Below are 19,531 nucleotides of genomic sequence, written 5' to 3' on the forward strand. Positions count from 1 at the left end.
TGGGAGTTCCTTTCACCTCGGTGAACGCAGCCGGCGGAACCAACACGTACACCTACGACGACCGCAGGCAACCTGCTCTCGTCCTCGGGCCCGTCCGGTGCGGCGACCTTCCAGTACGACGAGGAAGGCCGGCTGACCGGGCGTACGGACGCGGCCGGGGACGCGACGTTCGGCTATGACAGCGCGGGCCGACTGCGGACAGCCGCCGGCCCCGGCCCAGGGGCGTGGGCAGGGGCCGGGTGGGCTCCTCTTGCAGAAGGGGCAGGGTCAGACGCCCGCGACGGACTGGATCCAGGAGCGGTACGCCGTGACGTTCGTCTACGCCGTGGGGGTCTGGCGGCCGGCAGGGCAGCCGCAAGTGCCGTGAATAACCTCGCCATTCGCAAGGCTCCTCATTTCCGAAGACACGCGCGGGGACGCGCGGGGGGTGTCCAGGAACCATCAGAATCGCCAGGGGGAAGGCCGGTTGGGCAATAGCAATCGGCTGCAACGCGATGCTATGGCCGGCGTCCACGGCTTCCCGCCGTGCGTCACGCCAGGGTCGGGACCTCGCCACCGGGCACGTGGGTCACCGTCGTGTGCGCGAGCCCTCGTAGCCACGGGACCGCGAGCTCCGCGAGCAGGGCTTTGTCCGGCGGGGTCGGGCCGAGGCCGAGGGCGTAGCGGGTGGGGGCGGTGGTGAACGGGTGGGGCCAGGCGTGGACGCCCGGTTCGGGGAGGGCCGACAGGAGGGCGCGCATACGGCCGCGGACCCGGCCTTCGTCCGTCGCGTCGGCGACGGTCACGACCGCCCAGGCCGCGTGGCGGCGGTGCAACGGCGGCGGGGCGAGCAGCGGTTCGGCGGGGGAGCGGGACTCAAGGAGCTCCCACGCACGGAACAGCTCCTGGGTGATCAGGTCCCGCATACCCGCTGTGACCTGGTCGGAGCAGGCGCGTACGGGCTCGGTCGGGGTCCAGATCGTGACCGGCAGGTCCCCGCGGGCGGGTCCGCCGACCGGCTCGCGCCAGTCCCAGGCCGCCCAGGTCGCGAAGAAGTGGCGGAGCAGTTCGTCGGACGGCAGCTCACTGGCCTCCCGGACCGTACGGGCCGCGAGTACGGACCAGGCGAGCCCCGGCAGCCCGCCGAACGGGGCCGAGTCCAGGCCGCGGGCCCTGGCCCATCGCTTCACCTGCCGAGCCAGGTGCGTGAAGGCGGCGTGGCGGTCGCCGACCGAGGCGAGCAGCGCGTCCGCGTCGCTCACCGCGCTCAGCGCGACCGCCGCGTCCTCGCCCAACTCGGCACGCCGGGCGACCGCGTCGGCTGGAGCGACGGCGCCGGTGGCGACGACGGCCAGATCTACGTCGAGGCCGTCGACGTTGAACCGCACTCCGGGCACGCGGGCGCCGACCACCTCCCGTACGTCCGTCGCCCCGGGCAGGGCGGCCGTCAGCCGGGAGCGGACGTCCGCGAGGCCGGGCGCGCCGTGCACTGCCGCGACCAGGTCCAGGTCCGCGCCCGGCAGCGCGCAGCCCGTGCGCCGTGAGCCGACGACATGGACGGCCCCTTCGGCCAGTGCCTCCGCGACGCGCTCCGCCGTTCGGGACGAGTCCCCTTCCTCACGCACGGACGGAGCCTCGTCCGGCACCCAGCGCACCTCACCCGTCCCCAGCGTCACGGTCGCCCGTACCCGCATCGGCTCGTCTCCGCGGCGGGACAGGAGGACCAGCTCGCCCACGTCGGCAGAGAGCGGAGGCAGACGCGTCTCGCACTCGGCGGCCAGGGGCTGCGGGTCCTTCGTCCGGCCGAGGCTGAGATGGGGTGTGAAGCCCTCGTGGCGGCCACGGCAGCGCGGGAACCGCTCGGCAAGGGCTTGCCGCAGCTCCTGCCACGGCTGCTCATCGCCCGCCGCCGGGTCGAGCCACACCGTCGCGTCTTCGCGGTGGCCGAAACTGTGCACGCCCTCCAGCCGGGCCGTGAACAAGGCGGTTTGGGAGACCGCCTCCGCCACCAGCGGTGCCGCTGCCTCGAAGTCGGACTCCGGTACGAAACCGAAGAGCACGTTGACGTGCGGCGGCCAGCGGTGGATCTGCGGGTCGTGTTCCCGGCGGATGTCCTGGACCGGCGGCCACAGCTCGGCGGGCGGCACCCATGCCACGGCGGTACGGGCCGTCGGCGGTACGTCGAGGACTCGGCGCCCCTCGTGCACCGGGCCGAGCCCGACCGCCACGCCGTAGTGGTCGGAGACGTACAGCCCCTGCGCGGTCGGGACGTCACCGAGCAGGGCCGCCGAGTCCACGGCCAGCCCGTCGGCCCGCAGCAGCACCCGGTCCAGTCGTCCCGCACGCCCGGTGAGGGAGGAGACGGCGGCCAGGGGGTTGGCGGCGGGGTCGAAGGTGGGGGTCGTGTCGGCCGGGCCGTGCGCCTCGCGCCAGGCGTCGCGCATCCCGAGCATGGTCTGTGGTGCGTCCGTGCCGTCGTTGAAGTCGCCGACGAGGACCACGCCCCCGTCCAGGCCCGCCAACCCCTCGGCAATCCGCGCCAGTTCGGCCTGCCGTCGGGCAGCGCCGTCGTCCGAGTGGTCGCTGCTGAGGTGCGTCGCCGCGACCGTGACCGGCCCGGTGACCGTGTCGACGACGACCGCGGTGACGGCCTTGTGCGGGCCGAGGACGTGGTGGCCCACCTCCCGTACCGACAGCCGGCTGAGCAGCAGCAGCCCGCACTCGTCGACGTCCCGGCCGGCCGGGTCGGTCGCCAGCGTGTAGCGGTCGCGTACCCAGGGCGTCCGCAGCAGCAGGACGAGCAGCTCCGGCTCGACCTCCTGAAGGGCGATGACGTCGGCGTCGGCGTCGTGCAGGGCGTCGATCAGCAGCGGGCGGCGCAGCGCGGTGTCGATCCGGTCGGCGTCGTACCGGTCCCACAGGGTGTTCCAGGTCAGCACGCGCAGCCCGCCCGCCATGCTCCGCGGTGCGTGGGGCGCCGGCACCCAGCCGTCCCCGTCCCACGCGTACGGCGTCCGGGCCTCGAAGAACGGCGCCCTCAGCCGGCGCGCCTCCCGGACCCGTCCGGCGTCGGTGTCGTCCATCCGGTCCACGCCCGTCGCGCGGTCCCACACCACCTCGCCGTCCGCCTCGAAGAACAGCACCCGGTGCCAGGGGATGTCGCCGCCCGGTACGAACGCCGACAACGGCATCCGCTTGGGCGCGGCCTCCCGCCGCCGTACGCCGATCACGAAGCGGGCCGGGTCGAACCGTGCGTCCCAGCGCACCCGGTGGTAGATCTCCTCGCTCGTCCGCACGGTCAGACCTCTTCCTCGACGGTTCCGCTCGCACCGATGTACCAGGTGCGGTGGCCCTCGCCGGGGTACGGCGGGCCGAAGCGGTGGAGCTGAGCGGTGAGCACCTCCGGCGGAACGGGGTGCTCGCGACGCTCGTTGCGCCGGATCAGCTCGTCCTCGTCGACGAGGACCACGGCATTCGTGATCAGGGCGTCGCGGCGGCGGGCGACCGTGTGTACCAGCGAGCGCTGCCGGCGGTTGAGGGATGTGGCGTCCCACACCACGGTCCCTCCGGCGGCCAGGGCCGCGTCCAGCCGGTCGAGGCCGGTGCGCAGGACGTTCCCGTTGGCCTTCTGGTCGGCCCGGGAGCCGCGGGCGGCACGCAGGTCGTCGAGGGAGACGTACGCCGACACCCCGGCGAGCTCCCGGGCGAAGGTGCTTTTCCCGCTGCCCGAGGGGCCGACCATCTGGATCAGTGTCGGGAAGTCCCCGGAACGCCAGCGCCAGGTCGAGGCGACAGCCTCCTCGGTACCGCCGATCCGCCCCTGTGCGTACGCCTCGCGTGCTTCGGCGCGGCAGCGGTCGGCGGCATCCGGCGCCAGGCCGGCGAACGCGTCCCGCAGCCCGGCCTCGTCCAGTCCGCCGACGTCCTCGGCGTGCAGCGCCGACCACTCCACCTGCTCGCGCGCCTCGTCGGACGCGGCGGCCGCCCGGGCGACGGCGTGCAGCACGCCGAGGTCGGCGGCGAGCGACAGGCGCACCAGACCGGCCCGCCGGCCCTCGTCCGGATACGGCCGGTGCAACGCCGGATGCAGCCCGACGAGGTCCGCGACGCGCCGCGCGAGCGGCATGCCGAGCGGAGAGGCGAGCCGGGCGGCGAGCGGGGAACGCCGGGCGCCGTGCAGCAGCGCGGCCAGTACGCCGGCGAGCCTGCCGTCGCCGCCGCGCCCCGCCAGGTCGAGGCGCGCGACGGCGGCCGCGTCCCCGTCTCCGGGCAGGCCGACCGCCGCCATGAGCGCGCCCGCGTCGGCCGGGGCACCCGAACGCACTGCCCAGAGCGGCGCGTCGGCGCCGAGCCCGTTCTCCACGACGGCCGCATGCATCCAGTGCGTGTCGGTCTGCACGTGCCCGGCCCGCACCCACTTGGCGGCCCGATGCCCGAACTCCTCGGCCATGAAGCCCTCGGCGGTGCGGACGACGTACCCCTCCTGCCGGGTCAGGTCCAGCTTCAGTCCCCGCAGGGCCCGCTCGTCGAAGACCCCGCGCCACAGCACGCGTGGTACGGGAACTCCCAGGTCGCGCAGGAAGCGGACGGTCCGGTCCCAGTCCAGACACCAGCCGAGCTCGTCCCACACGGAGAACCCGTAGAAGTAGCTGTCCAGGTCGTCGTACGCGATCGAGTGGCGGGCAAGCATGTTCTCCCCGCACACGCGCCAACCCTCGGGGATGTGGTGCCCGATCCGGCCCTGCAGCGCCTTGACCCATGTCCGGGACGGGTGATGTGCCGAGTCCAGCGAGCGGGCGTGCAGACCGTCGGTGTAGAGGGTGGTGTTCTCGCCGTCGAGTTTCTCGGTGACGACGACCTCGCGGCCGCGCAGGCCGGACAGACCGGTGACCCGTACGTCGTCCGCGGTGGCGCCGGGCGACCAGGGCAGATGCCGCGTCCGTGGATAGTGCGTGCGCATGGTGACCCGTCCCCCGTGACTGCTGCCTGCCTCGCCAGCCTAGGAGCCCGGAAGAGCGCCAAGCCACTGGATAACCTGCGGGGCGATCTCCGCTGGCTGCCCCGAGGACGCGCCCTTAGTGTCCCGGTATGAAGCCCAGGGCCGGTCTCGCGCTCACATCGATCATGGTGACGCTCACCCTGACCACCGGGGTGATCGAGGCGGTCAGCTTCCTGGTGCTGGGGCCGGTTTTCACCGCGGTACAGACCGGCAACCTGCTCCTGCTCGGCTTCGCGATCGCCGGCGAGGGCGGTCTGTCCCCGGCGGCGTCCGCGATCTCGGTGGCAGGCTTCGCCGTGGGTGCGGTGCTCGGTTCCCGGTTCGAGTCGGGCATGGACGTCCGGGGCCGCCGCTGGTTCGTGCCCGCGCTGCTGGCTGAGGCGGGGCTGCTGGGGCTCGGCGGACTCGTCGCGTGGCTCACCGGCATCGAGAAGTTGGGCGAGTACCCGACAGGCCGGCACTTCGCGGTGATCGCCCTGGTGTCCGCGGCCATGGGCGTGCGCAATGTGACGACGCTGCGGGTGCGGGTGCCGGATGTGCCGACCACGCTGTCCACCCGGGCTCTGACCGGGTTCTTCAGCGGGCTGCCGATGATGTCCGACAGCCGGATCGCGTCTGAGGCACGCGACGAGGGGCGCCGTTTCGCGTCGATCGGCGCGATGCTCGCGGGCGCGCTGCTCGGCGCCTGGCTGCTGCACCAGGGCGTGAGTCCTGCCGTGGTGCTGCTCGTCCCGGCGGCGACAGCGCTGGTGCTGGGAACGGCGTTCTGGGCCTCGCCCCGCTCCCGCACCTCCGAGGCGGACTGACGGCGACGGGAAACGGGCCTCACGTGTGTGCGTCCTGCCCAGGGCCCGCGTCCCCGCGCGTGAGCGCGAGGCCGTTGTCCCGAACGGACCGCGGCGCGACGGCAGCCCGGCGCCGGGCTGTGGGTCTGCTTGCCGACGCCATGGCCCTGGGCACCGCGGGCACGGCCTGTCCCTGGAGCTCGGTGATTCGTGCAGCCACCCGGTCGCGCAGCCCGGACAGGCCGGTGACCCGGACATCGTCCGTCGTCGCGCCGGGCGGCCACGGCAGATGCCGGGTCCGGGGCACGCGTACGCATGGTGATCGAGCCCCGTGTCGCTCATGTGCTGGTCACTTCAGGGGCGCGGGGGAGTGGTGATCGACCGGCCATCGCGGCCTCTGAGACCGCGATATCGACTGCAGTCGTTGTCGACCATGCTCGGTTGGTTCTCCCTGAGAACCGGGTCCAGTCGGTGGCGAAGACCTCTTCGAGAAACGAGACGGTCACGGCTCGGACGGGCCGGCGGCGCTGGATCTCCGGATCGTGCAGCTGGCGATGCGTTCGCGAGTCTCTTTCGGCAGATGGATACCGCGTCGCCTCAGGATGAGCAGGATGATCTCCGTACGACCCTGAGCGCGCGCGGGACGATGGCGTCGTCGGCCATCAACTGCCCCCGTGGGTGAAGACGTCCTCAGTGGAGGAGGCGGTGAGGGCCCGGTCGAGCCAGTGGAGCAGAAGCTCGGGGTCGTCGCAGCTGGTGATGCGCTTGCGGGCCATGTCGGGGACATCGACACCGCGCCGCCCCAGGATATGAAGGATGTCTTGGGCGCGGCCTTCCATGCGGCCTTCCGCGCGGCCTTCGTCTCGGAGTTCTTCGGAGAGGGGCGACTTGTAGAAAGAGAGGTCCACGGCCACCAGTTTCCTCCATTGTTGTGCGGCCGGCAGTGTGCCCAGGCCCTGTGAGACAAGATCGATCAGCGGGTATCGGATTTCATCCTGAGTGTCCCGCAGCGCGCCGGTCAGTGCCTTGAGTATGGCTCCGGTGTCCGGTCCCGCGCCGTGCGTGATCGCTGCCAGGGTGGCGAGCGGCAGGTCCTTGCGGGCCTCGGCCGTGCTCGTGATGCGCGGCATGTTGTGCGGGCCGACCACGAGCGGACGCACACTGAGTGTCGGCCACCCTGCCGCCTTGAAGTCGACCGGCCGTGCTGCCCACTTCGCTGTGGTGCGATCCTGGCAGACGACGAGGAGCAGCGGTGGTAGGCGGTACTTGTTCAGGAGATACGCGACGTAGTACGCCCACCCGGCCGGTTTGGCCGGGTCCTTCTTGCTCTGGGCCTCGACCGCGAGGATCAAGGCGCCGCGGTCCTCGGTCTCCAGGCGTAACAACGTGTCGACGCGACGCTCGACCGGCCTGTTCTCCGTGAGGTCCGTCGGCAGGACGGTGACCGACGTGGGTGGGGGAAACGGGACGCCGAGCACCTCGGAGATTCCGGAGAAGAGTTCCGGATACTCCTGAAAGATGCGGTGCATCGCCTCGTGGGGCGAACTGACCATGTGGTTCCTTTGCTGGAGGGGCAGCACACCGGATATGCCTTTGGCATGTGCCGTCAACTGACTTGCCGAGGAGCGTAGGCAAGCAAGAGGGCTGTTGAGCAGCAGAGTTGAACGGTTTCACCCGCAGGAGTGAGTGGAGCCTGCGCGGGCGGGGAGCAACACCTGCGGCACGAGAATCAGTTCCGTCCACACCGTCTTGCGCGGGATGGGTTCGGTGCCCACGCCCCAGCGGTCGGACAGCGCCTCGATCAGCAGAAGGCCACGGCCGGACTCGTCGTCGGCCGGTAACGAGGTGCCGGGCTGGGGAGCCGGTCGCAACGGTGTCGGTCACCTCGATGCGCAGGGCGCGGTCGTACGGCATCGTGAAAAGCGCGAGCAGGAATTCGCGGCCACGCATTCGACCGTGGGTGGTGGCGTTCGCAGCGAGTTCGGCCACGACCTGCTGAGAGGTGTCGGTCACCTCGGGGGCCATGCCCAACTGCCCCGTTGAGCGTGGCTGTGCTGCGGCCGTGATCCGCAGGGCGTCTGCCGGTGGCGGCTTCGAGTCGGGGTGGCGCAAGAGCAGTTATGGCTCGAACGGCAGCGAAGCCGACTGCGTCGAGGTCGCGACCGCCCCCGGCGCCGTCCACGTCCGTGACTCCAGGAACGCCCCGGCCCCCGCCTCGCCGTCACGTCGGCCGCCTGGACGGAGTTCGTGGCGTACGCGTCGCGGTGCTGACGTACCCGTCGGACCGTTGGTGCACGTCGGGCCAGGCTTCGGGCCTATTACGTGATCATCACGGTACGAAACCGGACCCTTGATCTCCTTTGATCGCCTTCGTGGAATGTTCACGACACCACCACATCGGCGAGGCGGGCACAGTGAGCAAGGACGAGCCGGAGAAGAAGCACGTCTCCGACGAGGAGTGGGCGCGGTTCGTCCGTGACGCGGAAGCCGGGGCCGTCGCTCCGAAGGAGCCGTCCGCCCGCGCGCGGATGGTGACGGAGCGGCTGCGCGTCCAGGACGCCGAGGCGGCCCGGCAGGGTGGGCGCCGCTGGGGCCGGAAGCCGAAGGCGCCCGCCCAGCCGCCGGGCTGGCGGACCGGTCCGGCCTGGCAGGAGATGAACGGGACGAAGGCGCGGCGCAAGCGCGTGACGTCAGCGGTCGCCGTGCTCGCCCTGGTGGGGCTCGCCGTGGTGGCCGTCAGGCCCGAGCTGGTCACCGATCACCTGCCTGACGGAGGTGAGAGCGACGTGGCAGCTGCGCCGCTCGCCGCGGAGACGGCCCGGCCGGCGACCGCGCCGCCGGAGGACCTGTTCCCGGACAGCCCCACACTCAAGGAGCCGTTCCGTGGCTCGCCCGCCCTCCGCTGGGCGGCCGGTGCCGACGGCATCGTGGTGCCGGAGGCGAAGGCCGTGGGCGGTATGAGCAAGAAGCAGGTCGCGCACGCGCTGAAGAGTGTCAAGAGCTTCCTGGTCGCCGCCAACATCGATCCGGCGACGCTGCGGGGGGAGTACCCGAAGGCCGCGCTGGAGCTGCTCGACCCGCTCCAGAAGGACGGGCGGGGCGCGATGGAGAAGGCGCTCGCCGCCCCGGCGAGAGACCGGGACCCGCTGGCGCTCTTCAGCCGTTTCGACCCGGCGGACGTCCGCCTGGTGGGCGACGTGGTCAAGACGCGCGGGCGGATGACCTTCGGCAAGGGGGAGCGCGACGGCATCGTGGAGGTGTGGACGGACTACACCTTCGTCTACCCGATCGCGCAGGCGAAGCCCGGGGCGACCGAGGTGGCCCGGACCATCGTGCGGCGCGAGATCACGTTCGCGCTGTACGACCCGGCCAGGACCGCGGTGACGCCCGGGAAGCTTTCGGTGCACGAGATGGCTTCGAGCTTCGGCAACAGCGACTGCTTCACCAAGGAGCGCACCGGCTATCTGCAGCCGGAGTTCCTGGCGGACCGCATCGGGGAGCCGGAGCGGACGGGGCCGTCCGGTGACCCGTACGACCGCAGCGAAGACTTGAGCGACGGTCCCGAGGAGTGCGGCACGGTCACCCGCACCTGACCCGTTGCCCCAGGGGTTCTGCGTGCCGGGAGTTTGACGCGCATCACCCTCGGGGTAGTGTCTTCGGCTCGATTGGCCAGGGCGCCGGACCGTATGGCAGACTGTCCGGGTTGCTCGGTTGAGTGCCGATGCTGCGCGCCTCCCGCCGGGAGGACCGGAAGCGAGTCCCACAGTACTCGTCGACCCCACGCGGGTCGGACGTACGGGAATCTTCCGGGAAGTGTCAGCGGGGTACCGGCCAGGCACTCGGCGGGAGCTCTTCCCCCGATCCGCGGTCATCAGGCCCGCACCCCTTGGTTGGGAAATCCTTCGGGAGATCTTCGTAGAGGGACTGCGACACGCCCGACCGCGTGGGTCGGAGAAGAGGGTAAGACCCACCGAGTACCAGAGCGTTTCACTAGACAAAGGACTACTGAGTAGCCATGGCGGGACAGAAGATCCGCATCCGGCTCAAGGCCTACGACCACGAGGTCATCGACTCCTCGGCGAAGAAGATCGTCGAGACGGTGACCCGCACTGGTGCGTCGGTCGCAGGCCCGGTGCCGCTGCCCACTGAGAAGAACGTGTACTGCGTCATCAAGTCGCCGCACAAGTACAAGGACTCGCGCGAGCACTTCGAGATGCGCACGCACAAGCGCCTGATCGACATCCTCGACCCGACGCCCAAGACCGTTGACTCGCTGATGCGCCTGGACCTTCCGGCCGGCGTTGACATCGAGATCAAGCTCTGAGAGGCGCGGAAGAGATGGCAAAGCAGATCAAGGGCGTCCTGGGCGAGAAGCTCGGCATGACCCAGGTCTGGGACGAGAACAACCGTGTCGTCCCGGTGACCGTCGTCAAGGCCGGGCCCTGTGTCGTTACCCAGGTCCGTACGAACGACATCGACGGCTACGAGTCGGTCCAGATCGCCTTCGGCGAGATCGACCCTCGCAAGGTGAACAAGCCCCTCAAGGGCCACTTCGCCAAGGCCGACGTGACCCCCCGCCGCCACCTGGTGGAGCTCCGCACCCCTGACGCCGGCGAGTACACGCTGGGCCAGGAGATCACTGCCGAGGTGTTCGAGTCCGGCGTCAAGGTCGACGTCACGGGCAAGAGCAAGGGCAAGGGCTTCGCCGGTGTCATGAAGCGTCACAACTTCAAGGGCCTCGGCGCCGGTCACGGCACCCAGCGCAAGCACCGCTCTCCCGGCTCCATCGGTGGCTGTGCCACCCCGGGCCGTGTGTTCAAGGGCCTCCGCATGGCGGGCCGCATGGGCAACGAGCGGGTCACCACCCAGAACCTGACCGTTCACGCCGTTGACGCGGAGAAGGGCCTGCTCCTGATCAAGGGCGCGGTTCCTGGCCCGAACGGCGGCCTGGTCCTGGTCCGCACTGCGGCCAAGGGGGCCTGAGGACTATGAGCACCATTGACATTCTGTCGCCCGCAGGCGACAAGTCCGGGACCGTTGAGCTCCCGGCCGAGATCTTCGACGCCAAGGTCAGCATCCCGCTGATCCACCAGGTCGTCGTCGCGCAGCTGGCCGCGGCCCGTCAGGGCACGCACAAGGTCAAGACGCGTGGCGAGGTCCGCGGTGGTGGCAAGAAGCCGTACCGCCAGAAGGGCACCGGCCGCGCCCGTCAGGGTTCGACCCGCGCGCCTCAGTTCGCCGGCGGTGGCGTCGTCCACGGCCCCGTGCCGCGTGACTACTCGCAGCGGACCCCGAAGAAGATGAAGGCCGCCGCCCTGCGCGGTGCCCTCACCGACCGGGCCCGTCACTCCCGCATCCACGTCGTCTCCGGCGTGGTCGAGGGCGAGGTCTCCACCAAGGCCGCGAAGACGCTGTTCGGCAAGATCAGTGAGCGCAAGAACCTGCTCCTGGTCGTCGACCGCGCCGACGAGGCCGCGTGGCTGTCCGCCCGCAACCTGCCCCAGGTGCACATCCTGGAGCCGGGCCAGCTGAACACGTACGACGTGCTCGTCTCCGACGACGTGGTCTTCACCAAGGCCGCCTTCGAGTCCTTCGTGTCTGGCCCCAAGGCCGCTGAGACCGAAGGGAGCGACGCCTGATGTCCGAGGCGACCGTAACCAGCAAGACCTTCACGGACCCGCGCGACGTCCTCGTCAAGCCGGTTGTCTCCGAGAAGAGCTACGCCCTGCTCGACGAGAACAAGTACACGTTCATCGTCGCGCCCGGCTCCAACAAGACCCAGATCAAGCAGGCCGTCGAGGCGGTCTTCTCGGTCAAGGTCACCGGGGTCAACACGATCAACCGCCAGGGCAAGCGCAAGCGCACCCGCACCGGTTTCGGCAAGCGCGCCAACACCAAGCGCGCCATCGTGACCCTTGCCGAGGGCGACCGTATCGACATCTTCGGCGGTCCGACCGCCTGACGGCGGTCGGGATCGTCCAGAAGTCCGGATCATTCCGAGGACTGAGACACAATGGGTATCCGCAAGTACAAGCCGACGACCCCGGGCCGTCGTGGCTCCAGCGTCGCCGACTTCGTCGAGATCACGCGGTCCACGCCGGAGAAGTCGCTGGTCCGCCCCCTGCACAGCAAGGGCGGCCGTAACAACACCGGTCGTGTGACCGTCCGTCACCAGGGCGGTGGCCACAAGCGCGCCTACCGCGTGATCGACTTCCGTCGTCACGACAAGGACGGCGTGCCGGCCAAGGTCGCTCACATCGAGTACGACCCGAACCGCACCGCGCGCATCGCGCTCCTGCACTACGCAGACGGCGAGAAGCGCTACATCATCGCGCCGCGTGGCCTGAGCCAGGGCGACCGTGTCGAGAACGGCCCGGCCGCCGACATCAAGCCCGGCAACAACCTGGCGCTGCGCAACATCCCGGTCGGTACGACCATCCACGCCATTGAGCTGCGGCCCGGCGGCGGTGCGAAGTTCGCCCGTTCCGCGGGTGCCTCCGTGCAGCTGCTGGCGAAGGAGGGCCAGATGGCCCACCTGCGTATGCCGTCCGGCGAGATCCGCCTGGTCGACGTCCGCTGCCGCGCCACCATCGGTGAGGTCGGCAACGCCGAGCAGTCGAACATCAACTGGGGCAAGGCCGGCCGTCTGCGCTGGAAGGGCGTCCGCCCGACCGTCCGCGGTGTCGCGATGAACCCGGTTGACCACCCGCACGGTGGTGGTGAGGGCAAGACCTCCGGTGGTCGCCACCCGGTCTCCCCGTGGGGTCAGAAGGAGGGTCGTACTCGTTCTCCCAAGAAGGCGAGCAACAAGTACATCGTCCGCCGCCGCAAGACGAACAAGAAGCGCTAGGAGCGGGTTTAGATGCCGCGCAGTCTCAAGAAGGGGCCCTTCGTCGACGACCACCTGATCAAGAAGGTGGACGTACAGAACGAAGCCGGCACCAAGAACGTCATCAAGACCTGGTCCCGTCGCTCGATGATCGTCCCGGCCATGCTGGGCCACACGATCGCGGTGCACAACGGCAAGATCCATGTCCCGGTGTTCGTCACCGAGTCCATGGTCGGCCACAAGCTCGGCGAGTTCTCGCCGACTCGCACCTTCCGCGGCCACGTCAAGGACGACCGGAAGTCGAAGCGCCGCTAACGCGGGGTGGAACGACTATGACTTACACCGAAGGGACAACCATGGAAGCCAGGGCCCAGGCGCGGTACATCCGCGTCACGCCCATGAAGGCCCGCCGCGTGGTGGACCTCATCCGTGGCATGGATGCCACGGAGGCTCAGGCGGTCCTGCGTTTCGCCCCGCAGGCCGCGAGCGTGCCGGTCGGCAAGGTGCTGGACAGCGCCATTGCCAACGCCGCGCACAACTACGACCACAGTGACGCCTCTTCGCTGTTCATCAGCGAGGCGTACGTGGACGAGGGCCCGACCCTGAAGCGGTTCCGTCCGCGTGCTCAGGGCCGTGCCTACCGGATCCGTAAGCGGACCAGCCACATCACCGTGGTCGTCAGCAGCAAGGAAGGAACCCGGTAATGGGCCAGAAGGTAAACCCGCACGGGTTCCGGCTCGGTATCACCACGGACTTCAAGTCCCGCTGGTACGCCGACAAGCTGTACAAGGACTACGTCAAGGAAGACGTCGCCATTCGTCGCATGATGACGAAGGGCATGGAGCGGGCCGGCATCTCCAAGGTGGAGATCGAGCGCACCCGCGACCGCGTCCGCGTTGACATCCACACCGCCCGCCCGGGCATCGTCATCGGCCGCCGCGGCGCCGAGGCCGACCGTATCCGTGGCGAGCTGGAGAAGCTGACCGGCAAGCAGGTCCAGCTGAACATCCTCGAGGTCAAGAACCCCGAGGTGGACGCTCAGCTGGTGGCCCAGGCCGTCGCCGAGCAGCTCTCCTCCCGCGTCTCCTTCCGTCGTGCGATGCGCAAGAGCATGCAGAGCTCGATGAAGGCCGGCGCCAAGGGCATCAAGATCCAGTGTGGCGGTCGTCTCGGCGGCGCCGAGATGTCCCGCTCGGAGTTCTACCGCGAGGGCCGTGTGCCCCTGCACACGCTCCGCGCGAACGTCGACTACGGCTTCTTCGAGGCCAAGACCACCTTCGGCCGCATCGGCGTGAAGGTCTGGATCTACAAGGGCGACGTCAAGAACATCGCCGAGGTCCGCGCCGAGAACGCTGCTGCCCGTGCGGGCAACCGCCCGGCCCGTGGCGGCGCCGACCGCCCGGCCGGCCGTGGTGGCCGTGGTGGCGAGCGTGGCGGCCGCGGTCGCAAGCCGCAGCAGGCTCAGGCTGCCGAGGCCCCCAAGGCCGAGGCTCCCGCCGCCGCTCCGGCTGCTGAGAGCACCGGAACGGAGGCCTGACCGACATGCTGATCCCCCGTAGGGTCAAGCACCGCAAGCAGCACCACCCCAAGCGCCGCGGTATGGCCAAGGGTGGTACGACGGTTGCGTTCGGCGAGTACGGCATCCAGGCCATGACTCCGGCGTACGTGACCAACCGCCAGATCGAGGCGGCTCGTATCGCGATGACCCGCCACATCAAGCGTGGCGGCAAGGTCTGGATCAACATCTACCCGGACCGCCCGCTGACGAAGAAGCCTGCCGAGACCCGCATGGGTTCCGGTAAGGGATCCCCCGAGTGGTGGGTCGCGAACGTGCACCCGGGCCGGGTCATGTTCGAGCTGTCCTACCCGAACGAGAAGATTGCACGTGAGGCTCTGACTCGCGCGGCTCACAAGCTGCCGATGAAGTGCCGGATCGTCAAGCGCGAGGCAGGTGAAGCGTGATGTCGGCCGGTACCAAGGCGTCCGAGCTGCGCGAACTGGGCAACGAGGAGCTTGTTGCCAAGCTCCGCGAGGCCAAGGAAGAGCTGTTCAACCTCCGCTTCCAGGCGGCGACGGGCCAGCTCGAGAACCACGGCCGGCTGAAGGCCGTCCGCAAGGACATCGCCCGGATCTACACCCTGATGCGTGAGCGCGAGCTGGGCATCGAGACGGTGGAGAGCGCCTGATGAGCGAGAGCAACGTGACTGAGAACAAGGAAGCGCGCGGATTCCGCAAGACCCGTGAGGGTCTGGTCGTCAGCGACAAGATGGACAAGACCGTCGTCGTCGCCGTCGAGGACCGTGTGAAGCACGCGCTGTACGGCAAGGTCATCCGCCGTACGAACAAGCTCAAGGCGCACGACGAGCAGAACGCCGCGGGCGTCGGCGACCGTGTCCTCCTCATGGAGACCCGGCCGCTGTCCGCGACGAAGCGCTGGCGCGTCGTCGAGATCCTCGAGAAGGCCAAGTAATTGCTTGAAGGGGTAACCCTTCGAGTTCGTTCCGCCAGGCTCGGTGGGGGCTTCACCTCGTAAGAGGAGAGCCCCCGCCGGGAACCGGCAGACAATCAGGAGATAGACGTGATCCAGCAGGAGTCGCGACTGCGTGTCGCCGACAACACTGGTGCCAAGGAGATCCTTTGCATCCGTGTTCTCGGTGGCTCCGGTCGCCGCTACGCGGGCATCGGTGACGTCATCGTCGCCACCGTCAAGGACGCGATCCCCGGTGGCAACGTGAAGAAGGGTGACGTCGTCAAGGCGGTCATCGTTCGCACCGTCAAGGAGCGCCGCCGCCAGGACGGCTCGTACATCCGCTTCGACGAGAACGCCGCTGTCATTCTCAAGAACGACGGCGACCCTCGCGGCACCCGTATCTTCGGCCCGGTGGGCCGTGAGCTGCGCGAGAAGAAGTTCATGAAGATCATCTCGCTCGCGCCGGAGGTGCTGTAAGCATGAAGATCAAGAAGGGCGACCTGGTTCAGGTCATCACCGGCAAGGACAAGGGCAAGCAGGGCAAGGTCATCGCGGCCTTCCCCCGCGAGGACCGCGTCCTGGTCGAGGGTGTCAACCGGGTCAAGAAGCACACCAAGGCCGGCCAGACCGCTCGTGGTTCGCAGACCGGTGGCATCGTCACGACCGAGGCCCCCATTCACGTGAGCAATGTTCAGCTCGTCGTGGAGAAGGACGGCAAGAAGGTCGTGACCCGCGTCGGTTTCCGCTTCGACGACGAGGGCAACAAGATCCGCGTTGCCAAGCGGACGGGTGAGGACATCTGATGGCTACCACCACCACTCCGCGTCTGAAGACGAAGTACCGCGAGGAGATCGCGGGCAAGCTGCGTGAGGAGTTCTCCTACGAGAACGTCATGCAGGTTCCCGGCCTCGTCAAGATCGTGGTCAACATGGGTGTGGGCGACGCCGCCCGCGACTCCAAGCTGATCGACGGTGCCATCAAGGACCTCACCACGATCACCGGCCAGAAGCCGGCCGTCACCAAGGCCCGTAAGTCCATCGCGCAGTTCAAGCTGCGTGAGGGCCAGCCGATCGGTGCCCACGTCACGCTCCGTGGCGACCGCATGTGGGAGTTCCTGGACCGCACCCTGTCGCTCGCGCTTCCGCGCATCCGCGACTTCCGTGGTCTGTCCCCCAAGCAGTTCGACGGCCGTGGCAACTACACCTTCGGTCTCACGGAGCAGGTCATGTTCCACGAGATCGACCAGGACAAGATCGACCGCGTCCGGGGTATGGACATCACCGTGGTCACCACGGCGACCAACGACGACGAGGGCCGTGCCCTTCTGCGTCACCTCGGCTTCCCGTTCAAGGAGGCGTAAGCGAGATGGCGAAGAAGGCTCTCATTGCCAAGGCTGCTCGTAAGCCCAAGTTCGGTGTGCGTGCGTACACCCGCTGCCAGCGCTGCGGCCGTCCGCACTCCGTCTACCGCAAGTTCGGCCTGTGCCGCGTGTGCCTTCGTGAGATGGCTCACCGTGGCGAGCTGCCGGGCGTGACCAAGAGCTCCTGGTAGTCCCTTAATCGGGACAACCGGAGTCTCTCGGTAAGCAGAGGGTTGGCAGGGGCCCTTCTCTCCATGGCTTAGGCTAGGAGGGTTGGGCGTCTGCCGCCCGTACGACTTACTACGCCGTAGGTCCCCGCGCCGCACCCGTCCCGCCTCTGTGCGGGGAGAGGGATGGTGCATACAGGAAACCCCGGCGAGAGAGGCCGAAGGCCAATTCATGACCATGACTGATCCCATCGCAGACATGCTCACGCGTCTGCGTAACGCGAACTCGGCGTACCACGACTCCGTGACGATGCCGCACAGCAAGATCAAGTCTCACATCGCGGAGATCCTCCAGCAGGAGGGCTTCATTACGGGCTGGAAGGTCGAGGACGCCGAGGTCGGCAAGAACCTCGTTCTCGAGCTGAAGTTCGGCCCGAACCGTGAGCGCTCCATCGCGGGCATCAAGCGGATCTCGAAGCCCGGTCTCCGGGTCTACGCGAAGTCCACCAACCTGCCGAAGGTCCTCGGCGGCCTGGGCGTGGCGATCATCTCCACGTCGCACGGTCTCCTGACCGGTCAGCAGGCAGGCAAGAAGGGCGTAGGTGGGGAAGTCCTCGCCTACGTCTGGTAGTCGGGAACGGAGGAATAGCTAATGTCGCGTATTGGCAAGCTGCCTATCCAGGTTCCCGCCGGTGTGGACGTCACCATCGACGGTCGCACGGTCCAGGTGAAGGGCCCCAAGGGTTCCCTCGCTCACACCGTTGCCGCGCCGATCGAGATTGTTAAGGGCGAGGAAGGCGTGCTCAACGTCACCCGCCCCAACGACGAGCGTCAGAACAAGGCCCTGCACGGCCTGTCCCGCACGCTGGTGGCGAACATGATCACCGGTGTGACCCAGGGATACACCAAGGCGCTCGAGATCAGCGGTGTCGGTTACCGCGTCGCCGCGAAGGGCTCCAACCTGGAGTTCCAGCTCGGTTACAGCCACCCGATCCTGGTGGAGGCGCCCGAGGGCATCTCCTTCAAGGTCGAGTCGCCGACCAAGTTCTCGGTCGAGGGCATCGACAAGCAGAAGGTCGGCGAGGTCGCCGCGAACATCCGTAAGCTGCGCAAGCCCGACCCGTACAAGGCCAAGGGCGTGAAGTACGCGGGCGAGGTCATCCGCCGCAAGGTCGGAAAGGCGGGTAAGTAAGCCATGGCATACGGTGTGAAGATTGCCAAGGGCGACGCGTACAAGCGCGCCGCCATCAAGCGCCGCCACATCCGCGTCCGCAAGCACGTCTCCGGTACGCCGGAGCGTCCGCGCCTGGTCGTGACGCGTTCCAACCGCCACATCGTGGCCCAGGTCATCGACGACATCGCGGGCCACACGCTCGCTTCGGCGTCGACCCTGGACACCTCGATCCGTGGTGGCGAGGGCGACAAGAGCGCCCAGGCCAAGCAGGTCGGTTCCCTGGTCGCCGAGCGCGCCAAGGCCGCCGGCGTCGAGGCTGTCGTGTTCGACCGTGGTGGCAACAGGTACGCCGGGCGCATTGCCGCTCTGGCTGACGCCGCCCGCGAAGCCGGGCTGAAGTTCTGAGCCCCGGTTCCGGGACTAACGGACGTAACAGAGAGAGGTAAATCCAATGGCTGGACCCCAGCGCCGCGGAAGCGGTGCCGGTGGCGGCGAGCGGCGGGACCGGAAGGGTCGCGACGGTGGCGCTGCTGCCGCCGAGAAGACCGCGTACGTTGAGCGCGTTGTCGCGATCAACCGCGTCGCCAAGGTTGTCAAGGGTGGTCGTCGCTTCAGCTTCACCGCGCTCGTCGTGGTGGGTGACGGTGACGGCACCGTAGGCGTCGGTTACGGCAAGGCCAAGGAGGTGCCGGCCGCCATCGCCAAGGGTGTTGAGGAGGCCAAGAAGCACTTCTTCAAGGTCCCCCGTATCCAGGGCACCATCCCCCACCCGATCCAGGGTGAGAAGGCTGCCGGCGTCGTTCTGCTCAAGCCGGCTTCCCCCGGTACCGGCGTTATCGCCGGTGGCCCGGTGCGTGCCGTGCTCGAGTGCGCGGGCGTGCACGACATCCTGTCGAAGTCGCTCGGCTCGGACAACGCGATCAACATCGTGCACGCGACCGTGGAGGCCCTGAAGGGCCTGCAGCGTCCCGAGGAGATCGCGGCTCGCCGTGGTCTGCCGCTCGAGGACGTCGCCCCCGCGGCTCTGCTCCGTGCGCGTGCGGGAGCGGGTGCGTAATGGCCCGCCTCAAGATCACGCAGACGAAGTCGTACATCGGCAGCAAGCAGAACCACCGCGACACCCTGCGTTCGCTCGGGCTCAAGCGCCTGAACGACGTGGTTGTCAAGGAGGACCGTCCCGAGTTCCGCGGCATGGTGCACACCGTCCGCCACCTCGTGACGGTCGAGGAGGTCGACTGACATGGCGGAGCAGAACCCGCTGAAGGTCCACAACCTCCGTCCCGCCCCCGGCGCCAAGACCGCGAAGACCCGTGTCGGTCGTGGTGAGGCGTCGAAGGGTAAGACGGCCGGTCGTGGTACCAAGGGCACCAAGGCCCGTTACCAGGTTCCGGAGCGCTTCGAGGGTGGGCAGATGCCCCTCCACATGCGCCTCCCGAAGCTCAAGGGCTTCAAGAACCCGTTCCGTACCGAGTACCAGGTCGTGAACCTGGACAAGCTCGCGGCCCTCTACCCCGAGGGTGGCGAGGTCACCGTTGCCGACCTGGTCGACAAGGGTGCCGTGCGCAAGAACAGCCTCGTCAAGGTCCTGGGCCAGGGCGAGATCTCCGTGGCGCTGCAGGTGACGGTCGACGCCGTCTCCGGCTCCGCCAAGGAGAAGATCGCCGCCGCCGGCGGCACCGTCACCGAGCTCGTCTGAGACGTCTCGATGGCCTGAACATCCGACCGGGGATGCCTCTCATACGGGGCATCCCCGGTCGGTCGTTCCTAG

28 protein-coding genes are annotated in these 19,531 nt (G+C 68.9%); 24 read left to right on the forward strand and 4 right to left on the reverse strand.

The window, feature by feature from the left end; all coding sequences use genetic code 11:
* Window positions 1-530: 530 nt before the first annotated feature.
* Both ACZ4SA_RS17440 and ACZ4SA_RS17445 read right to left on the reverse strand, forming a co-directional pair.
* Window positions 531-3,275 (reverse strand): poly(A) polymerase, encoded by a 2,745-nt coding sequence (locus ACZ4SA_RS17440; RefSeq protein ID WP_468275066.1) that lies wholly within the window; start codon window positions 3,273-3,275, stop codon window positions 531-533.
* Window positions 3,276-3,277: 2 nt separating this feature from the next.
* A complete protein-coding gene (locus ACZ4SA_RS17445; protein ID WP_468275068.1) occupies window positions 3,278-4,939 on the reverse strand; it encodes an RNA ligase family protein in 1,662 nt (553 codons plus the stop codon).
* A 128-nt stretch (window positions 4,940-5,067) separates the two neighbouring features.
* Between ACZ4SA_RS17445 and ACZ4SA_RS17450 the strand changes: the two genes are divergently transcribed.
* On the forward strand, window positions 5,068-5,784 hold the full coding sequence (locus ACZ4SA_RS17450) for a YoaK family protein (protein WP_468275070.1): 717 nt from the start codon (window positions 5,068-5,070) through the stop codon (window positions 5,782-5,784).
* A gap of 641 nt (window positions 5,785-6,425) precedes the next feature.
* Here ACZ4SA_RS17450 and ACZ4SA_RS17455 read toward each other — a convergent pair.
* Both ACZ4SA_RS17455 and ACZ4SA_RS17460 read right to left on the reverse strand, forming a co-directional pair.
* A complete protein-coding gene (locus tag ACZ4SA_RS17455; RefSeq protein WP_468275072.1) occupies window positions 6,426-7,316 on the reverse strand; it encodes a hypothetical protein in 891 nt (296 codons plus the stop codon).
* Window positions 7,317-7,433: 117 nt separating this feature from the next.
* Window positions 7,434-7,634 carry an ATP-binding protein gene (locus ACZ4SA_RS17460; protein ID WP_468275075.1) on the reverse strand — a complete coding sequence of 67 codons (201 nt, stop codon included), beginning with the start codon at window positions 7,632-7,634 and terminating at the stop codon, window positions 7,434-7,436.
* Window positions 7,635-7,786: 152 nt separating this feature from the next.
* Here ACZ4SA_RS17460 and ACZ4SA_RS17465 point away from each other — a divergent pair, with 152 nt between their 5' ends.
* The 23 genes from ACZ4SA_RS17465 (at window position 7,787) to rplO (ending at window position 19,459) form a co-directional block, all read left to right on the forward strand.
* Window positions 7,787-8,089: a DUF397 domain-containing protein gene (locus ACZ4SA_RS17465; RefSeq protein WP_468275078.1), complete on the forward strand. Its 303-nt coding sequence runs from the start codon at window positions 7,787-7,789 to the stop codon at window positions 8,087-8,089.
* Between the two features lie 46 nt (window positions 8,090-8,135).
* Complete coding sequence (locus ACZ4SA_RS17470; protein ID WP_468275081.1) at window positions 8,136-9,356, forward strand: hypothetical protein; 1,221 nt, start codon at window positions 8,136-8,138, stop codon at window positions 9,354-9,356.
* A gap of 422 nt (window positions 9,357-9,778) precedes the next feature.
* The gene (gene rpsJ, locus ACZ4SA_RS17475) at window positions 9,779-10,087 is read left to right on the forward strand and encodes a 30S ribosomal protein S10 (protein WP_003948644.1); all 309 of its coding nucleotides are present in this window, start codon (window positions 9,779-9,781) and stop codon (window positions 10,085-10,087) included.
* A 14-nt stretch (window positions 10,088-10,101) separates the two neighbouring features.
* The gene (gene rplC / locus ACZ4SA_RS17480; protein ID WP_468275084.1) at window positions 10,102-10,746 is read left to right on the forward strand and encodes a 50S ribosomal protein L3; all 645 of its coding nucleotides are present in this window, start codon (window positions 10,102-10,104) and stop codon (window positions 10,744-10,746) included.
* 5 nt (window positions 10,747-10,751) lie between these two features.
* Window positions 10,752-11,402 carry a 50S ribosomal protein L4 gene (rplD, locus tag ACZ4SA_RS17485; protein WP_356631663.1) on the forward strand — a complete coding sequence of 217 codons (651 nt, stop codon included), beginning with the start codon at window positions 10,752-10,754 and terminating at the stop codon, window positions 11,400-11,402.
* A complete protein-coding gene (gene rplW / locus ACZ4SA_RS17490) occupies window positions 11,402-11,725 on the forward strand; it encodes a 50S ribosomal protein L23 (RefSeq protein ID WP_005313587.1) in 324 nt (107 codons plus the stop codon). The genes rplD and rplW overlap by 1 nt, the downstream gene beginning before the upstream one ends.
* Before the next feature lie 51 nt (window positions 11,726-11,776).
* Window positions 11,777-12,613, forward strand: a complete 837-nt coding sequence (rplB, locus tag ACZ4SA_RS17495) for a 50S ribosomal protein L2 (protein ID WP_142214206.1) — start codon at window positions 11,777-11,779, stop codon at window positions 12,611-12,613.
* A gap of 12 nt (window positions 12,614-12,625) precedes the next feature.
* On the forward strand, window positions 12,626-12,907 hold the full coding sequence (gene rpsS, locus ACZ4SA_RS17500) for a 30S ribosomal protein S19 (RefSeq protein WP_030351437.1): 282 nt from the start codon (window positions 12,626-12,628) through the stop codon (window positions 12,905-12,907).
* A gap of 41 nt (window positions 12,908-12,948) precedes the next feature.
* Window positions 12,949-13,296 carry a 50S ribosomal protein L22 gene (rplV, locus tag ACZ4SA_RS17505; RefSeq protein ID WP_058848120.1) on the forward strand — a complete coding sequence of 116 codons (348 nt, stop codon included), beginning with the start codon at window positions 12,949-12,951 and terminating at the stop codon, window positions 13,294-13,296.
* Window positions 13,296-14,129 carry a 30S ribosomal protein S3 gene (gene rpsC, locus ACZ4SA_RS17510; RefSeq protein WP_468275088.1) on the forward strand — a complete coding sequence of 278 codons (834 nt, stop codon included), beginning with the start codon at window positions 13,296-13,298 and terminating at the stop codon, window positions 14,127-14,129. Before rplV ends, rpsC begins: the two co-directional genes overlap by 1 nt.
* A gap of 5 nt (window positions 14,130-14,134) precedes the next feature.
* On the forward strand, window positions 14,135-14,554 hold the full coding sequence (rplP, locus tag ACZ4SA_RS17515; protein WP_005313579.1) for a 50S ribosomal protein L16: 420 nt from the start codon (window positions 14,135-14,137) through the stop codon (window positions 14,552-14,554).
* The gene (rpmC, locus tag ACZ4SA_RS17520) at window positions 14,554-14,778 is read left to right on the forward strand and encodes a 50S ribosomal protein L29 (protein WP_017949657.1); all 225 of its coding nucleotides are present in this window, start codon (window positions 14,554-14,556) and stop codon (window positions 14,776-14,778) included. The genes rplP and rpmC overlap by 1 nt, the downstream gene beginning before the upstream one ends.
* A complete protein-coding gene (gene rpsQ / locus ACZ4SA_RS17525) occupies window positions 14,778-15,062 on the forward strand; it encodes a 30S ribosomal protein S17 (protein WP_039656223.1) in 285 nt (94 codons plus the stop codon). The genes rpmC and rpsQ overlap by 1 nt, the downstream gene beginning before the upstream one ends.
* Window positions 15,063-15,170: 108 nt before the next feature.
* Window positions 15,171-15,539, forward strand: a complete 369-nt coding sequence (rplN, locus tag ACZ4SA_RS17530; RefSeq protein ID WP_003956455.1) for a 50S ribosomal protein L14 — start codon at window positions 15,171-15,173, stop codon at window positions 15,537-15,539.
* A 2-nt stretch (window positions 15,540-15,541) separates the two neighbouring features.
* A complete protein-coding gene (rplX, locus tag ACZ4SA_RS17535; RefSeq protein WP_005313570.1) occupies window positions 15,542-15,865 on the forward strand; it encodes a 50S ribosomal protein L24 in 324 nt (107 codons plus the stop codon).
* The gene (rplE, locus tag ACZ4SA_RS17540) at window positions 15,865-16,422 is read left to right on the forward strand and encodes a 50S ribosomal protein L5 (RefSeq protein WP_356631657.1); all 558 of its coding nucleotides are present in this window, start codon (window positions 15,865-15,867) and stop codon (window positions 16,420-16,422) included. Before rplX ends, rplE begins: the two co-directional genes overlap by 1 nt.
* A 5-nt stretch (window positions 16,423-16,427) precedes the next feature.
* Window positions 16,428-16,613: a type Z 30S ribosomal protein S14 gene (locus ACZ4SA_RS17545; protein ID WP_003956452.1), complete on the forward strand. Its 186-nt coding sequence runs from the start codon at window positions 16,428-16,430 to the stop codon at window positions 16,611-16,613.
* 208 nt (window positions 16,614-16,821) lie between these two features.
* A complete protein-coding gene (rpsH, locus tag ACZ4SA_RS17550) occupies window positions 16,822-17,220 on the forward strand; it encodes a 30S ribosomal protein S8 (protein WP_015035585.1) in 399 nt (132 codons plus the stop codon).
* A 21-nt stretch (window positions 17,221-17,241) separates the two neighbouring features.
* Window positions 17,242-17,781, forward strand: coding sequence for a 50S ribosomal protein L6 (gene rplF / locus ACZ4SA_RS17555; protein ID WP_468275092.1), 540 nt, complete (start codon window positions 17,242-17,244; stop codon window positions 17,779-17,781).
* Window positions 17,782-17,784: 3 nt separating this feature from the next.
* Complete coding sequence (gene rplR / locus ACZ4SA_RS17560) at window positions 17,785-18,168, forward strand: 50S ribosomal protein L18 (protein ID WP_100108608.1); 384 nt, start codon at window positions 17,785-17,787, stop codon at window positions 18,166-18,168.
* Window positions 18,169-18,214: 46 nt separating this feature from the next.
* A complete protein-coding gene (rpsE, locus tag ACZ4SA_RS17565) occupies window positions 18,215-18,820 on the forward strand; it encodes a 30S ribosomal protein S5 (protein WP_030201551.1) in 606 nt (201 codons plus the stop codon).
* Window positions 18,820-19,002 carry a 50S ribosomal protein L30 gene (gene rpmD, locus ACZ4SA_RS17570; RefSeq protein WP_005313525.1) on the forward strand — a complete coding sequence of 61 codons (183 nt, stop codon included), beginning with the start codon at window positions 18,820-18,822 and terminating at the stop codon, window positions 19,000-19,002. Before rpsE ends, rpmD begins: the two co-directional genes overlap by 1 nt.
* Window position 19,003: 1 nt before the next feature.
* A complete protein-coding gene (rplO, locus tag ACZ4SA_RS17575) occupies window positions 19,004-19,459 on the forward strand; it encodes a 50S ribosomal protein L15 (RefSeq protein ID WP_005313522.1) in 456 nt (151 codons plus the stop codon).
* The last annotated feature ends 72 nt before the right edge of the window (window positions 19,460-19,531 follow it).

The organism is Streptomyces sp. NPDC027962, assembly GCF_055566095.1.

Excerpts from the sequence above, each read along its gene's own strand:
- ACZ4SA_RS17445 (WP_468275068.1), bottom strand. The coding sequence starts at position 4,939 with ATGCGCACGCACTATCCACGGACGCGGCATCTGCCCTGGTCGCCCGGC.
- ACZ4SA_RS17450 (WP_468275070.1), top strand. The coding sequence starts at position 5,068 with ATGAAGCCCAGGGCCGGTCTCGCGCTCACATCGATCATGGTGACGCTC.
- ACZ4SA_RS17455 (WP_468275072.1), bottom strand. The coding sequence starts at position 7,316 with ATGGTCAGTTCGCCCCACGAGGCGATGCACCGCATCTTTCAGGAGTAT.
- ACZ4SA_RS17465 (WP_468275078.1), top strand. The coding sequence starts at position 7,787 with ATGCCCAACTGCCCCGTTGAGCGTGGCTGTGCTGCGGCCGTGATCCGC.
- rpsJ (WP_003948644.1), top strand. The coding sequence starts at position 9,779 with ATGGCGGGACAGAAGATCCGCATCCGGCTCAAGGCCTACGACCACGAG.
- rplC (WP_468275084.1), top strand. The coding sequence starts at position 10,102 with ATGGCAAAGCAGATCAAGGGCGTCCTGGGCGAGAAGCTCGGCATGACC.
- rplD (WP_356631663.1), top strand. The coding sequence starts at position 10,752 with ATGAGCACCATTGACATTCTGTCGCCCGCAGGCGACAAGTCCGGGACC.
- rplW (WP_005313587.1), top strand. The coding sequence starts at position 11,402 with ATGTCCGAGGCGACCGTAACCAGCAAGACCTTCACGGACCCGCGCGAC.
- rplB (WP_142214206.1), top strand. The coding sequence starts at position 11,777 with ATGGGTATCCGCAAGTACAAGCCGACGACCCCGGGCCGTCGTGGCTCC.
- rpsS (WP_030351437.1), top strand. The coding sequence starts at position 12,626 with ATGCCGCGCAGTCTCAAGAAGGGGCCCTTCGTCGACGACCACCTGATC.
- rplV (WP_058848120.1), top strand. The coding sequence starts at position 12,949 with ATGGAAGCCAGGGCCCAGGCGCGGTACATCCGCGTCACGCCCATGAAG.
- rpsC (WP_468275088.1), top strand. The coding sequence starts at position 13,296 with ATGGGCCAGAAGGTAAACCCGCACGGGTTCCGGCTCGGTATCACCACG.
- rplP (WP_005313579.1), top strand. The coding sequence starts at position 14,135 with ATGCTGATCCCCCGTAGGGTCAAGCACCGCAAGCAGCACCACCCCAAG.
- rpmC (WP_017949657.1), top strand. The coding sequence starts at position 14,554 with ATGTCGGCCGGTACCAAGGCGTCCGAGCTGCGCGAACTGGGCAACGAG.
- rpsQ (WP_039656223.1), top strand. The coding sequence starts at position 14,778 with ATGAGCGAGAGCAACGTGACTGAGAACAAGGAAGCGCGCGGATTCCGC.
- rplX (WP_005313570.1), top strand. The coding sequence starts at position 15,542 with ATGAAGATCAAGAAGGGCGACCTGGTTCAGGTCATCACCGGCAAGGAC.
- rplE (WP_356631657.1), top strand. The coding sequence starts at position 15,865 with ATGGCTACCACCACCACTCCGCGTCTGAAGACGAAGTACCGCGAGGAG.
- ACZ4SA_RS17545 (WP_003956452.1), top strand. The coding sequence starts at position 16,428 with ATGGCGAAGAAGGCTCTCATTGCCAAGGCTGCTCGTAAGCCCAAGTTC.
- rpsH (WP_015035585.1), top strand. The coding sequence starts at position 16,822 with ATGACCATGACTGATCCCATCGCAGACATGCTCACGCGTCTGCGTAAC.
- rplF (WP_468275092.1), top strand. The coding sequence starts at position 17,242 with ATGTCGCGTATTGGCAAGCTGCCTATCCAGGTTCCCGCCGGTGTGGAC.
- rplR (WP_100108608.1), top strand. The coding sequence starts at position 17,785 with ATGGCATACGGTGTGAAGATTGCCAAGGGCGACGCGTACAAGCGCGCC.
- rpsE (WP_030201551.1), top strand. The coding sequence starts at position 18,215 with ATGGCTGGACCCCAGCGCCGCGGAAGCGGTGCCGGTGGCGGCGAGCGG.
- rpmD (WP_005313525.1), top strand. The coding sequence starts at position 18,820 with ATGGCCCGCCTCAAGATCACGCAGACGAAGTCGTACATCGGCAGCAAG.
- rplO (WP_005313522.1), top strand. The coding sequence starts at position 19,004 with ATGGCGGAGCAGAACCCGCTGAAGGTCCACAACCTCCGTCCCGCCCCC.